General features: G+C 69.9%; 10 protein-coding genes. 6 read left to right on the forward strand and 4 right to left on the reverse strand.

All coding sequences use genetic code 11. The annotated features are described in order from the left end of the window. Window positions 1-94: 94 nt before the first annotated feature. Complete coding sequence (locus tag BUE43_RS17065; RefSeq protein WP_073484283.1) at window positions 95-460, reverse strand: hypothetical protein; 366 nt, start codon at window positions 458-460, stop codon at window positions 95-97. A 585-nt stretch (window positions 461-1,045) separates the two neighbouring features. Here BUE43_RS17065 and BUE43_RS17070 point away from each other — a divergent pair. Further along, on the forward strand, window positions 1,046-1,915 hold the full coding sequence (locus BUE43_RS17070; protein WP_234995767.1) for a helix-turn-helix domain-containing protein: 870 nt from the start codon (window positions 1,046-1,048) through the stop codon (window positions 1,913-1,915). Between the two features lie 129 nt (window positions 1,916-2,044). Next, window positions 2,045-2,830 (forward strand): phosphotransferase enzyme family protein, encoded by a 786-nt coding sequence (locus tag BUE43_RS17075; protein WP_083959761.1) that lies wholly within the window; start codon window positions 2,045-2,047, stop codon window positions 2,828-2,830. A 131-nt stretch (window positions 2,831-2,961) separates the two neighbouring features. On the opposite strand, the gene BUE43_RS17080 is transcribed toward BUE43_RS17075, so the two are convergent. From BUE43_RS17080 to BUE43_RS17090, 3 genes are all read right to left on the reverse strand, one after another. Beyond that, the gene (locus BUE43_RS17080; RefSeq protein WP_073484286.1) at window positions 2,962-3,993 is read right to left on the reverse strand and encodes a 2Fe-2S iron-sulfur cluster-binding protein; all 1,032 of its coding nucleotides are present in this window, start codon (window positions 3,991-3,993) and stop codon (window positions 2,962-2,964) included. Window positions 3,994-3,995: 2 nt separating this feature from the next. Then, window positions 3,996-5,654: a hydroxylamine reductase gene (gene hcp, locus BUE43_RS17085; protein ID WP_073484288.1), complete on the reverse strand. Its 1,659-nt coding sequence runs from the start codon at window positions 5,652-5,654 to the stop codon at window positions 3,996-3,998. Window positions 5,655-5,729: 75 nt separating this feature from the next. After that, window positions 5,730-6,938 (reverse strand): MFS transporter, encoded by a 1,209-nt coding sequence (locus BUE43_RS17090; RefSeq protein WP_234995769.1) that lies wholly within the window; start codon window positions 6,936-6,938, stop codon window positions 5,730-5,732. A gap of 199 nt (window positions 6,939-7,137) precedes the next feature. Between BUE43_RS17090 and BUE43_RS17095 the strand changes: the two genes are divergently transcribed. The 4 genes from BUE43_RS17095 to narI are packed head-to-tail and all read left to right on the forward strand — an operon-like array spanning window position 7,138 to window position 13,797. Then, the gene (locus BUE43_RS17095; protein ID WP_073484292.1) at window positions 7,138-10,830 is read left to right on the forward strand and encodes a nitrate reductase subunit alpha; all 3,693 of its coding nucleotides are present in this window, start codon (window positions 7,138-7,140) and stop codon (window positions 10,828-10,830) included. Continuing rightward, the gene (gene narH / locus BUE43_RS17100) at window positions 10,830-12,398 is read left to right on the forward strand and encodes a nitrate reductase subunit beta (RefSeq protein ID WP_073484294.1); all 1,569 of its coding nucleotides are present in this window, start codon (window positions 10,830-10,832) and stop codon (window positions 12,396-12,398) included. Before BUE43_RS17095 ends, narH begins: the two co-directional genes overlap by 1 nt. Further along, window positions 12,395-13,063, forward strand: a complete 669-nt coding sequence (gene narJ / locus BUE43_RS17105) for a nitrate reductase molybdenum cofactor assembly chaperone (RefSeq protein ID WP_200797561.1) — start codon at window positions 12,395-12,397, stop codon at window positions 13,061-13,063. Before narH ends, narJ begins: the two co-directional genes overlap by 4 nt. Next, complete coding sequence (narI, locus tag BUE43_RS17110) at window positions 13,060-13,797, forward strand: respiratory nitrate reductase subunit gamma (protein WP_073484298.1); 738 nt, start codon at window positions 13,060-13,062, stop codon at window positions 13,795-13,797. The genes narJ and narI overlap by 4 nt, the downstream gene beginning before the upstream one ends. Window positions 13,798-13,923: the final 126 nt, after the last annotated feature.

A 13,923-nucleotide genomic window follows, 5' to 3' on the forward strand; every position in this document is an offset into this window, starting at 1 on the left:
GTACCCCTGGTGGTGTTCGCCCTCGTACTCGGTGGACTCGCGGTCTCGTTCGAAACCAGGCCGTCGTGGCCTTTTCCGGGAAGGCGGCGGGGTGTCAGACGAGTGGGCGCGGTGGTGTCCACAGCGCCGGCGCGGTAGCTCTGGTCAGGTTGGGCGTGAGTCGATCTCCCGGTGGTGGCAGGGTCAACAGCCACTGGACCACCTCGATCAGGCTGCTGGTCTTCTCCCAGACCAGGCTCGGCGGGTCGTCGCCGGTCATCCGCAGCCCGAGCACCTCGCTGGAAAAGCGCACGCCGATCACGTCCCGGTGGCCGTCCGGCCACTCCCAGAACCCGTCCACCTCCACCGGCTGCCCGTTCCGCACCAGCGGAGGAAGGAACCGCCACCCCAGGTTCCGCAACGCGATCAGGTGCCCCAACTCCGGAAACGCCTCCACCGCCCGCTGGTCCGCGACGTTCACCGGCCACCCCGCAGAGCCCTCATACGAAGCTCGTACGCCAGGATGACGAGAGGGTCAGCGGGCAGCCTGACCCGCACCCGCCGCCGCACAACCGCTCGCCTCGGTGCCACGTACCTCATCAGCTTGCTCGCGAACTCAAGCAACAGCGCCTCCCGACAGTCCACTGTGGTCACTTGCTGTGAAGTTGGCCGGCGACGGGGACGCGGGCCCGTCAGTGTCGCGCCCCCGTCGCCGAGGCCCCGCCGCCCTGTGGCGGGACCCGACCGTCCACCGATCCGCGCGGAGCCTGGGGAAGCCCCGGTTCGGACCGGTGGACGGTGGCTATCTGAGGCCGGGCAGCAGCATCACGGCGACCAGGCCGAGGAGAGCCTGTAGGGGTAGCGATGACAGAGTTGTCATCTGTTCGCCTCCCAACGTCGTGGGGCCGGTGTGCTCCCGTTCGCTTCCGGAGGGAATTCTTTCGATCACGAGCGGCGGCAGGAACTGGTCGGCCGTCTGCGGGAGTCTGCAAAACTGGTGCGTATGGCCGACATGGGCTCGGTTCTCAGAGCTGCACGCACTACGGCCGGTGTCAGCCTGGCTGGCATGGCGGAACGGACGAACTACAGCAAGCCCTACCTGGGGCAGCTCGAAACAGGGAAGCGCGCGGTCCTGCCCCAGCACGTGGCGGCCTACGAACGAGCCCTGGGGGTGGACCTCGATCGCATCGCGTTCGCGGCGTCCGCCCCTCGCAGGGTCGACGGTGCCAGTCTCGCCAGCTTGGCCACCATCCTCAGCTCGACACGACGGCTGGAAGACGTCGTGGGTGTTGGGGGAGTGCTCGACACAGTGCGCGGAGTGCACCAACTCAGCCAGGTGCTCGCGCGAGAAGCGCGAGCTGCTCTCGAAGCGCCAGCCGTGCGCCTGGCCAGCGAGATCAGCCAGTACCGGGGGTGGCTCGAACTCGCCGCTGGCGACCAGTCCAGGGCAGCGCGCTGCCTGGGCACTGCGGTCGAACTGGCGCGACAGGCCGACGACCCCGACCGGTTGGCGCACGGGCTCAGCTTCACGGCGTACTCGGCGTTGGAGGCGGGGCGGGTCAAGGATGCCGCCGCACTGATCGACGAGGCGCTGCGGGATGGCCGTGTCCACCCGCTCATCCGCATGTACGACCGCTACCAACTCGCACGGGTGCATGCAGCGGCTGGGGAGTCCTACGCCGCTCAACGCGCCCTCATCGTGGCGGACAAGGCCGCCGAGGAGGCGGTGGCCGAGGAGCCGCCCGATGCGGGCTACTGGTACACGGATGGACTCTGGGGGTTGTATCGGGGCAGGGTGCTCTGGCTCCTCGGGCAACAGAACAGCGCAAGACAAGAAGTTCAGGCCGGGCTCGCGGCCATGCCGCGGGAGCACCGTGAAGCGGGGTGGGCCGCGAAATGGGTGAGAGCCGTACAGGGCGGCGACGTCCCGCACTGAGCGTGTCCTGGGAAAGTCATGCCGTGGTACGCGACGACCAGGGCGAGGCCGTGGTTCTTGGTCGCCGCGGGAGGTGGTGGAGCTGGATCGTGAGTTGACTGCCCTTCTGCGCGAGGGCTGACACTATCGATGCATGGCTTCCGTGGCGTCGGCCCTTCCACCGACCTGGTGTTGCACGCCGGGCTGGTGGCTGGTGTTGAAGTTCGTGACGTTGAGCTGATCCGGAACGGATCAAACGCCCTGTACCGCGTTGCGGGTGGTGCCGTGGCCCGGGTGGGGCGGCCTGGCCGTCTGGACCAGGCCGCCAAGGAGGTCGAGGTTTCGCGGTGGCTGCGCACACAGGGCGTCTCGGCAGTCGAAGCTGTCGCGGGTATCCATCAGCTTGTGATGGTGGATCGGCGGCCAGTGACCTTCTGGGTCGAGCTGCCCCAACATCGGGCGGCTACCCCGGCTGAGCTGGGGGCCGTTCTGCGGGCGTTGCACGCTGCTCCTCGCCCGTCGGGCGAGGGCCTGCCCGAGCTCGACCCGCTCGCTCGATGTGCCGAGACCGTCGAGACGGCCCGCTTTCTCACCCTTGCGGAGCGGAGGTTTCTGCGCGAGCGCTTGGCAGACCTGTCCCAGCGATGGCAGGAGCTGCCGCCGGAGCTTCCTCCGAGCGTTGTTCACGGCGATGCCTGGCAGGGTAACGCGGCTGTCTCTGGGAGCCGTGCACCTGTACTGCTCGACCTCGAAGCGGTCTCGGTCGGTCCGCCGGAGTGGGATCTGGTGCCGCTCGCTGCGGACGCGGTGCGGTTCAAGGGGATCGAGCGCCAGGACTACCGAACCTTCGTCGCGGCCTACGGGCACGACGTGACGGACTGGGCGGGCTTCGACACGTTCGCTGATCTGTGTGAGCTGCGTGGACTCTCTTCGTGACGCGTATGGGAGACGAAAATCCGGCGGCGTTGCGGGAGGCTCGGTACCGGCTCTCGTGTCTGAGGGGAGAGGTGGCACGCCCCAGGCACTGGTCGGCGTTCTGACGAGGGGGTTTCCGTGTGGGTGGGGTGTCAGTTGGGGAGGTAGCGCTCGAAGAAGATGTGGTTCTCGGCGATGCCGCATGCGGTTGCCGTTTCGATGATGGAGTCGACCAGGGGCGGTGGTCCGCAGACGTAGATGTCCGGTGGGGCTGGGGTCGTGCGCAGGTCGTTTCGCACGATCTCGGCGGGGGTGCCGTGTCGGCCGGCCCAGGTTGGGGTTGGGTGCCAGACGCAGATGTCGTATGCGAAATCGGGGAGCTGGTCGCGGATGGCGTCGAGGTCGGCCGTGCCGAAGACGTCGGACTCCTCGTTCACACCCAGCAGTAGCCGGGCCGGTTGGGGGTCCTGCCACTCGGCCATGCGGCGGGCCATCGACAGCAGTGGGCCCAGGCCTGTGCCGCCGGCGATGAACCAGCGGGGGTTCAGTCCGGTTTCGTGGAGGCCGAAGGCGCCCTGGGGGCCGTGGACGACCAGCGGGTGACCTGCGCGTGCCTCGTCGCGCAGGTAGGAGGAGAACGCGCCGCCGGGGCGGAGTCGGATGAGGAACTCCAGGCGGCCGTCCCAGTTGCCGGTGTTGCACATCGAGTAGGAGCGCTTCACGTCGCGGTTGGGGATCTCCAGCTGGACGAACTGGCCGGCGTCGAACTGGCTTCCGGGGGTGCCCTCTGCGCTGGGATCGAGGTGGAGGACCAGTCGGACGACGTCGCGCGTGACCGGGCTCAGCTCCGTGATCTTTCCACTGTGGACGCGGATACCGTCGAGCAGGATTCGATCGTGGCTGTAGGGCAGATCGATCGTGATGGGTCCACGTGGGACAGTTCGGCACAGGAGGACGTCACGGTTGTTGCCCGGTGGGAGCGCGTCGGGATTGTGCGTTCCCAGTTCGTACTCGCCCGACTTCACCGTGCCACGACACGATCCGCAGGTTCCCTGACGGCACAGCGACGGCAGCCAGAGCCCGGAGTCCGCCGCGGCGTCCACCACCGTCTGGTCGTTCCCGCACGTGATGTCCAGGGTTTCTCCGTCAGCGGTGGTCAGGGACACCGGCCAGGTTTCCTCCATGGCTACTGCCGCTCCAGTGCCCGTGCGACGTCCGTGGTGGCCTCACCGGTGGTGCGGAGCCCGAACTGGTCGACGATTCGCGCGGCGAGGCTCGGCGTGAGGAACCCTGGCAGCTCGGGCCCCAGGTGGATGTTGCGGATTCCCAGTGCCAGCAAGGTGAGGAGCACCGCGATCGCCTTCTGCTCCATCCAGGACAACACGAGCGTCATCGGCAGCTCGTTGACGCCGCAGCCGAACTCCTCCGCCAGGCGCAGTGCGATGGTGATCGCGGAGTAGGTGTCGTTGCACTGGCCGAGGTCGAGGAGGCGGGGAATACCGCCGATGTCCCCGAAGTCCTTGTGGTTGAAGCGGTACTTGGCGCACCCCAGGGTCAGGACGAGTGAGTCCTGTGGCACGTTCTCGGCGAACTCGCCGTAGTAGTCCCGACCTGGCGTCGGCCCGTCGCATCCGCCGACGAGGAAGAAGTGGCGGACGGCGCCAGAGCGCACCGCCTCGACGATGCGGTCGACCACGGACAGCACGGCGTCCCGGGCGAATCCGACGGTGACGACCTTCTCCGGCTCGGTCGTGGTGAAGCCGGGCATCGCCTTGGCTGCCTGGATCACCGGCTCGAAGTCCTCGGTGAGGTGCCGGACGCCGGCCCAGCCCACCGGTCCGGTGGTGAAGATCCGGTGCCGGTAGCTGAGATGCGGTTCGATGATGCAGTTGGAGGTCATCAGGATCGGCCCCGGGAAGCGGGCGAACTCGTGTTGCTGCTCGTGCCATGCGCCGCCGTAGTTGCCGACCAGGTGCGGGTGCGCCCGGAGCGCGGGGTAGGCGTGCGCGGGCAGCATCTCGCCGTGGGTGTAGACGTTGATCCCGGTTCCGGCCGTCTGCTCCAGCAGGACGGCCAGATCCTTCAGGTCGTGTCCGCTGACCAGAATCGCCTTGCCCACCACGGGGGTCGTGCGGACGGCGGTGGGCTCGGGGCTGCCGTAGGAGCCGGTGTTGGCCGCGTCGAGCAGTCGCATGACGTCGAGGTTGAGCATGCCGACGCGCGTCGCCCGGCTCAGCAACTCGTCGGGATCGGTCGGGTCGTCGGCGAGGAACGAGAGGATGTCCTCGACTTCCGCGTAGACCTTCTGATCGCGCAACCCGAGCACCGTGGCGTGGTGCGCGTAGGCGCACACCCCCTTCATCCCGTACAGGCACAGTGCCCGGAGGCCGACGACGTCCGCGCCCACCACGTCCAGTCCAGATCGGACACCCACCTCGGCGGCCTGCCGGAGCAGACCGTCCAGGTCTGGCTGCGCCTTCCACGTGGCAGGTCCGGTCAGCGTCTCCGGCTGCTGCCCCCGGGCGCGGGCGGCCTCCTCGTAGCGGTCCCGCACACGGTCGCGGACGGCCTTCGCCTCGCGCAGCAGGGCGACGAACCGGGTGGGGGTGAAGTTGACGTTGGTCAGGGTGGTGAACATCGCGAAGAGGACGAACCGGGCGGCGTCGTCGTCGGCCGCGCCGAGGGCCCGCGCCCTGCTCGCGTACTGGGCGATGCCCTTCACGGCGTGCACCAGGAGGTCCTGGAGATCCGCCGTGGGCTGGGTCTTGCCGCAGTTCCCCCGGGTGCCCGAACACCCGGGAGACGATCCGGTCCGATCGGTTTGCTCGCACTGGAAGCAGAACACGGTTGATCCTCCTCAAAGGACAGTCGACAGGAACTTCCCCGGCGCTCCGGCGAGATCTACCCGGCCGCGTGGGGTTCAGGCGGTGGCGGTGGCGCGGTGGGAGAAGAAGGTGGTGAACAGGGTGGCCACGCCGGCGGACACCGCGAGCAGCGCCAGGCCGGGGCCGTAGTCCTGGAGCGAGCCGTAGAACGCGCCCATGAGCAGCGGGGGCAGGAAACCGCCGAGGCCGCCCGCCGCGCCGACCACGCCCGTCACCGCTCCGACCTGCTCGATCGGCGTGACCAGGGCGACGAGGGCGAACACGGCGCCGCTGGCCGCGCCCAGCGCCGTCGCCATGGTGAGGAAGGCGATCGTCCCGACCGGCACCAGGTCCGGGGTGAAGGCCTGCACGGCGGCGGCGACCACGACGACGGCCAACGTGCCGCCGAGCACCCGGGTGGGGTGCAGCCGGTCGGACAGCCAGCCGCCCAGCGGGCGGGCGAGGACGGCGAGGACCACGAACCCGGCCATCCGGTTCGCCGCGTCGGCCTGCGAGAGGGTGTAGGCGGTGCGGAGATAGGTCGGCAGGTAGACGGAGAAGGCGACGTAGCCGCCGAACGCGAGCGCGTAGAGCGCGGACGCCTGCCAGGTGATCGGCAGCCGCAGCGCGCCCGTCAACCGGCGCAGGACGGACGTGGTGATGCGCGGCCGTCCCGGTGCGTCCCGCAACAGCACCGCGGCGAGCACCGCGTAGGCGGCCAGTACCGCGGCGGTGATCAGGAACGGCGCGGTCAGGTCGACCGCCTTCACCAGGGGAACCGTGGTGAGCGCGCTGATCGCGGTGCCGCCCATGCCCACGCCGAACACGCCGAGCGCGAGCCCGCGTTGGCGGGGCGGAAACCACGCGTTGACCACGGGCACACCGACGGCGAAGGCGGTGCCGCCGATGCCCAGGAAGAACCCGCCGCACAGCAGGGCGGCGAGCGAGCCGTGCCCGAACAACCCGACGAACAGCACCGGGACGATCGTGGCCGCCGACACCAGCGGGAACATCACCCGCCCGCCGAACCGGTCGGTGAGCGCGCCGACCGGGATCCGGCCCAGCGACCCGACGATGACCGGCACGGCGAGCAGCAGCGCCTGCTGGAGGGAACTGAGCCGCAGCTCGTCCTGGAACAGCGGGCCCAGCGGGCTGAGCAGGGCCCACGCCCAGAAGTTCACGGCGAATCCGAGGGTGGCCAGCACGAGGACGAGCCACCTCTGGCCCGCCCCCGCCGGCGGTGGTTGCGCGGTCTCTCCTGTCACACCACACACACTCATCCACCGCGGTCTCGGCCAGAAGAGTGGTTGGTCATCGGCCCGACGGTCGGATGTCCGCGTCCGAAGAGGACTTTCGACCCTGCGCGGACTGGGCCGATCCGGTGACGCTGGGGACGTCCTGACCCCAGCGACGATCACTGGAGGTTCTCCGGTGGACCCCGAACCCGGCCGTCCCGCACCGCGGATGTCCGCACCACCCGGCCCCCTGCTCGCGGCGCGCCGCTTCTTCACCGGGGAGGAGCACTCCGCGGACGGCCGCGTCCTGCACCAGGTCGACAGTGGACAGTGGGAGCGGTTCTACCGCGACCGCTGGGCGCACGACAGGGTCGTCCGCTCCACCCACGGCGTCAACTGCACGGGGTCCTGCTCCTGGCAGGTCTTCGTCAAGGACGGGCTGATCACCTGGGAGCACCAGGCCACCGACTACCCGTCGATCGGCCCGGAGTCCCCGGAGTACGAGCCGCGCGGCTGTCCGCGCGGGGCCTCGTTCTCCTGGTACACCTACTCGCCCTCGCGGGTCCGCTACCCCTACGTGCGCGGGGTCCTGCTGGAGATGTGGCGGGAGGCCAGAACCCGGCTGGGCGATCCGGTCGCCGCGTGGGCGGAGATCACCGGAGATCCGGAGCGATCCCGGGCGTACAAGCGGGCGCGCGGCACGGGCGGCTTCGTGCGGTCCACATGGGACGAGGTCACCGAGCTCGTCGCGGCGGCGCACGTGCACACCGCGAAGGCGTACGGCCCGGACCGGGTGGTCGGCTTCTCGCCGATCCCGGCGATGTCGATGGCCTCCTTCGCCGCCGGCACCCGCTACCACTCGCTGATCGGCGGCACGTTGCTGTCCTTCTACGACTGGTACGCCGACCTGCCCGTGGCCTCGCCGCAGGTGTGGGGCGACCAGACCGACGTGCCGGAGTCCGCGGACTGGTGGAACTCCAGCTACCTGGTGATGTGGGGGTCCAACATCCCGGTCACCCGCACCCCGGATGCCCACTTCCTCACCGAGAGCCGGTACCGGGGCACCAAGGTGGTGGCGGTCAGCCCGGACTACGCCGACAACGTCAAGTTCGCCGACGACTGGCTGGCCCCGCACCCCGGCACCGACGGGGCGTTGGCGATGGCGATGGGCCACGTCGTGCTGAGCGAGTTCTTCCGGGACCGCGAGGTCGCCTACTTCGCCGACTACGTCCGCCGCTACACCGACCTGCCGTTCCTGGTGACGCTGGAGGAGCGGGGCACGGCGACGGTGCCCGGCAAGTTCCTGACGGCAGCCGACCTCGGGGTCGACTCCGGTACCGACTCCGGGGTCGACTGCGAGGCGGACAACGCCGAGTTCAAGACGGTGCTGCTGGACGAGGTCACCGGGAAACCGGTGGTGCCCAACGGTTCCCTCGGCTTCCGCTGGGGCGACTCCGGGTTGGGCCGGTGGAACCTCGACCTGGGCGGCGTGCGGCCGGTCCTCACCCTGCTCGGGCGGCACGACGAGACCGTCACCGTCGACCTGCCCCGGTTCGACGTGGGGGAGACCGAAGGCGGTAGCTCCCTGCGTCGGGGCGTGCCCGTCACGCGGATCGGCGGGCGGCTCGTCACCACCGTCTTCGACCTGCTGATGGCTCAGTACGGAGTGCGGCGCGACGAGCTCCCCGGCGAGTGGCCAACGTCCTATGAGGACGGTTCCCAGCCGTACACGCCGGCGTGGGCCGAGCAGGTCACCTCCGTGCCGGCGGCCACGATCGCGCGGATCGCCAGGGAGTTCGCCCGCAACGCCGAACGCACCCGGGGTCGGTCGATGATCGCCATGGGCGCGGGGACGAACCACTGGTTCCACTCCGACACGATCTACCGCGCGCTGCTGTCCCTGGTGCTGCTCACCGGTTGCCAGGGCCGCAACGGCGGTGGTTGGGCGCACTACGTCGGTCAGGAGAAAGCCCGGCCGGTGACCGGAATGCAGCACCTGGCCTTCGCCTTCGACTGGCAGCGCCCCACACGGCACATGGCCGGCACCGCCTTCTGGTACCTCGCCACCGACCAGTGGCGCTACGAGGGCTTCCTGGCCGACGAACTGGCCAGCCCGCTGGGCGCGGGCACCTTGTCCGGCAAGGCGTTCGCCGACTGCAACGCGCAGGCGGCCCGGCTGGGCTGGCTGCCGTCCCACCCCACCTTCGACCGCAACCCGCTGGACCTCGCCGACGAGGCGAGCGCGGCCGGGCGACCGGTGGCCGAGCACGTGGTGTCCGAGCTGACGGCGGGCCGGCTGCGGTTCGCCGCCGAGGACCCCGACAACCCGGCGAACTTCCCCCGTGCGCTCACGGTGTGGCGGGCCAACCTGCTCGGCTCCTCCGGCAAGGGGAACGAGTACTTCCTGCGCCACCTGCTGGGCGTCGACGCGGACGTGCGCAGCGCGGAGTCGCCGCCGGAACTGCGGCCCACCGAGGTGGAATGGCGGGCGGAGGCTCCCGAGGGCAAGCTCGACCTGCTCACCGCGATCGACTTCCGGATGACTTCGACCGGTCTGTTCGCGGATGTCGTGCTGCCGGCGGCGACCTGGTACGAGAAGCACGACCTGTCCAGCACCGACATGCACCCCTTCCTGCACGCCTTCAACCCCGCCATCGCCCCGCCGTGGCAGGCCCGGTCGGACTACGACGTCTTCCGCGGCCTGGCCGACAGGTTCGGCGAGCTGGCCCGGGAACACCTCGGTGTGCGCACCGACGTGCTGGCCGTGCCCCTGGCCCACGACACCCCCGACGAGCTGGCCCAGCCCGGGGGCCGGGTCCGGGACTGGAAGGCCGGGGAGTGCGCGCCGGAACCGGGGCGCACCATGCCGAAACTCGTCACGGTGGAACGGGACTACGGCGCGGTCGGCGAGAAGATGCGCGCCGTCGGGCCGCTGCTCGACGAGCTGGGCCTCACCACCAAGGGCATCACGTACCGGGTGGAGCCGGAGATCGCCCACCTCCGCGCCCAGAACGGGGTGATCACGAGCGGAGTGGCCGCCGGTCGGCCGTCGCTGGCCACCGCCGACCGGATGTGCGATGCCATCCTGGCGCTGTCCGCCACCAGCAACGGACGCCTGGCGACCGAGGGTTTTCGGGTGCTGGAGCGGCGAACCGGAATCCGGTTGGCGGATCTGGCCGAGGAGAACGAGGGCCGCCGCATCACGTTCGCCGACACGCGGAGTCGGCCGCAACCGGTGCTCACCTCGCCGGAGTGGTCCGGCAGCGAGACCGGCGGGCGACGCTACTCGGCGTTCGTCATCAACGTGGAGCGCGACAAGCCCTGGCACACGGTGACCGGGCGGCAGCACTTCTTCGTGGACCACGACTGGATGGCCGAGCTGGGCGAGCAGTTGCCGGTGTTCCGGCCGCCGCTCGACATGCACCGCCACTTCGGGCGGCAGGGCGTCGCCGAGGACGGGCGGCCCGAGATCACCGTGCGGTACCTGACGCCGCACTCGAAGTGGTCGGTCCACTCGGAGTACCAGGACAACGCGCACATGCTGGCCCTGTCCCGGGGCGGACCGACGATCTGGATGTCCACTGTGGACGCCGAAGCGATCGGGGTCAGGGACAACGACTGGGTGGAGGCGTACAACCGCAACGGTGTGGTGGCGGCCAGGGCCATCGTGTCGCACCGGATGCCCGCCGGGACCGTCTACATGTACCACGCGAAGGACCGCAACGTGAACGTCCCGCGCACCGAGCTCAGCGGGCGGCGCGGGGGAACGCACAACTCCCTGACTCGACTGCTGCTCAAACCCACCCACCTCATCGGCGGCTACGCGCAGTTCACCTACGCCTTCAACTACTACGGCCCGACGGGGAACCAGCGCGACGAGGTCACCGTGATCCGCCGTCGCGCGCAGGAGGTGACCTACTGATGCGGGTGATGGCCCAGGTCGCGATGGTGATGAACCTGGACAAGTGCATCGGCTGCCACACCTGCTCCGTGACGTGCAAGCAGACGTGGACCAACCGGGAGGGCACCGAGTACGTCTGGTTCAACAACGTCGAGACCAAGCCGGGCGTCGGCTACCCGAAGCGGTACGAGGACCAGGACCGCTGGCGCGGGGGCTGGGAGCTGGACCGGCGGGGCCGGCTCAAACTGCGCTCCGGCGGGCGGGTCCGCCGGCTGCTCAACCTGTTCGCCAACCCGGACCTGCCCGCGCTGGACGACTACTACGAGCCGGCCAGCTACGACTACGACACCCTGATCACCGCGCCGGCCGGGACGCACACCCCGGTCGCCCGGCCGAAGTCGGCGATCACCGGCGAGGACATGGCCATCACCTGGGGCGCCAACTGGGAGGACGACCTCGGCGGCGCGCCGGAGCACGCCCCCGCCGACCCCAACCTCGCCGCGATGACCGAGAAGGTGCGGTTTGAGTTCGAGCGCACCTTCATGTTCCACCTGCCCCGGATCTGCGAGCACTGCCTGAACCCGGCCTGCGTGTCGGCCTGTCCGTCCGGCGCGATGTACAAACGGGCCGAGGACGGCGTGGTCCTGGTGGACCAGAACCGGTGCCGGGGCTGGCGGATGTGCGTCTCGGCCTGCCCCTACAAGAAGGTCTACGTCAACCACCGCACCGGCAAGGCCGAGAAGTGCACGTTCTGCTTCCCCCGGCTGGAGGCCGGCCAGCCCACGGTGTGCGCGGAGACCTGCCCGGGACGATTGCGCTACCTCGGCTTGGTGCTCTACGACGCGGACGCCGTGCTGGCCGCCGCGAGCACGCCGGACCCCACCGATCTGCTGGACGCGCAGCGCGCGGCCTTTCTGGACCCGGACGATCCAGACGTGCGCGCCGCCGCGCTCGCCGAGGGGATTCCCGAGGACTGGTTGGACGCGGCGCGCCGATCGCCGGTGCACCGGCTGATCTCCCACTACCAGGTGGCGCTGCCCCTGCACCCGGAGTACCGCACACTGCCCATGGTCTGGTACATCCCGCCGCTGTCGCCGGTGCTGGACGCGGTGTCCGAACAGGACGGTGACCCGGCCGACCCCGACGACGTGTTCCACGCGATCCGCGGTCTGCGCATTCCCCTGGAGTACCTGGCGAATCTCTTCACCGCCGGCGACACCGAGGTCGTGGCCGGAGTGCTGATGAAGCTGGCCGCGATGCGCGGCTACATGCGGGCACGCTCGCTGGACGGCTCCGTCTCCACCGAGTTGTTGACCGCCACCGGCATGTCCGCCGCGGAGATGGAGGAGATGTACCGCCTGCTGGCCATCGCGAAGTACGAGGACCGCTACGTGATCCCGGCGGCACACCGGGAGAACGCCGCCGCGCTGTCGAGCCAGGGGATGGGATGCGGCCTCGACAGTGATGGCGGGCCGGGAATGGGTGGCGAGGACCTCCAGGGCTTCCAGGACTTCCACCTCACCGGAGCCCGCTCCGACGGCCGCATCGGACTGTCACTGTTCGTCAAGCCTCGGGGGAGGACATCGTGAGCGGTCGCTCCACTCGCGCGACTCCCGTCGAGAGCACTGCGGAACGCGCCACCCTGTTCCGGCTCATCTCCTTGCTCTCGCAGTACCCGGACGCGGAACTGCTCGCCGGCCGTGCCGAACTGGCCGAGGCCGTCGCCGGGCTCTCCGCGTCACCGGCGAGCAGGGCACTGTCCCGGTTCATGACGTGGTACGTCGACCAGCCGCCGATGGCCCTGGCCCGACACTACGTCGAGACCTTCGACCTGCGCCGGCGCTCCAGCCTGTACCTCACCTACTACCTGCACGGCGACACGCGCCGACGTGGAATGGCATTGCTGGTGCTCAAACAACGCTACCGCGCCGCCGGCCTGAACCCGCCCGACGACGAACTGCCGGACTACCTGCCGGTGGTCTGCGAGTTCGCCGCGCTGGCCGGACCGCGCACGGGAGAGGCACCGCTGCGGCAGCACCGAGCGGGGGTGGAGATGATTCGCCGCGCGTTGCGGGAGAGCGGATCACCCTACGTGGACCTGATCGACGCGTTGTCAGCGCTCCTCCCAGGACTGTCCACTGTGGAGGAGTCAACGGTGGTCAGGCTGGTCGCCGAGGGGCCGCCCGCGGAACCGGTGGGGCTGACGCCGTTCACCCCACCCGAACACCTGACCGGAACGGGGGCGCGGGGATGAACGCGGTCGACGTCGTGCTGTGGGTCGTGCTGCCGTACGTGGCGCTGACCGTCTTCGTGCTGGGGCACGTCTGGCGCTGGCGGACCGACCAGTTCGGGTGGACCACGCACACCACCCAACTGCTGGAGAGCCGCTGGCTGCGCCTGGGCGCGCCGCTGTTCCACCTCGGTCTGCTCCTGGCCATCGGCGGTCACGCGATCGGCCTGCTGGTGCCCAAGGCGTGGACCGAGGCGCTGGGCGTCTCCGAGCACACCTACCACATCGTGGCGCTCGGCGGCGGTGTGCTGGCGGCCGTGCTGGTGGTGAGCGGTCTGGTGCTGTTGCTCGCCCGACGACTGGTGAACGGGCGCGTGCGCCGCACCACGACCCGGATGGACAAGGTGCTCTACCTCGTGCTGTCAGCGGTGATCGCGTTCGGCACGGGCGGGACGGTGGGGCGCAACCTGCTCGGCTGCGGGTACGACTACCGGGAGACCATCGCCGTGTGGTTCCGCGGGATCTTCTGGTTCCACCCCGAACCGCGGCTCATGGTCGACGTCCCCCTGGTGTTCCAACTGCACGCGCTGAGCGCGCTCGTGCTGTTCGGGCTGTGGCCGTTCACCAGGCTCGTCCACGTCTGGTCGGTGCCCGTCGCCTACCTCTGGCGCCCCTACGTCCTCTACCGGCACCGGAGGCCTCGGCTCTCGGCGTCGGCGCGACCGGGCGCGGTCGGTGACGGGCGGCGAGGAGCGTGAGGCCACCCGCGAGTTCGGGGACCTGGTTTTCCTTGCCCCAGGAGCGGGTAAAGAAGAGAAAAGCGTCCTGGTCGGTCCGCTTGATCCCGTTTGTCCCTACCTTGCGCCAGCCTGCCCAAGGGGAGT

The organism is Streptoalloteichus hindustanus, assembly GCF_900129375.1.
Taxonomy (GTDB): Bacteria; Actinomycetota; Actinomycetes; order Mycobacteriales; family Pseudonocardiaceae; genus Streptoalloteichus; species Streptoalloteichus hindustanus.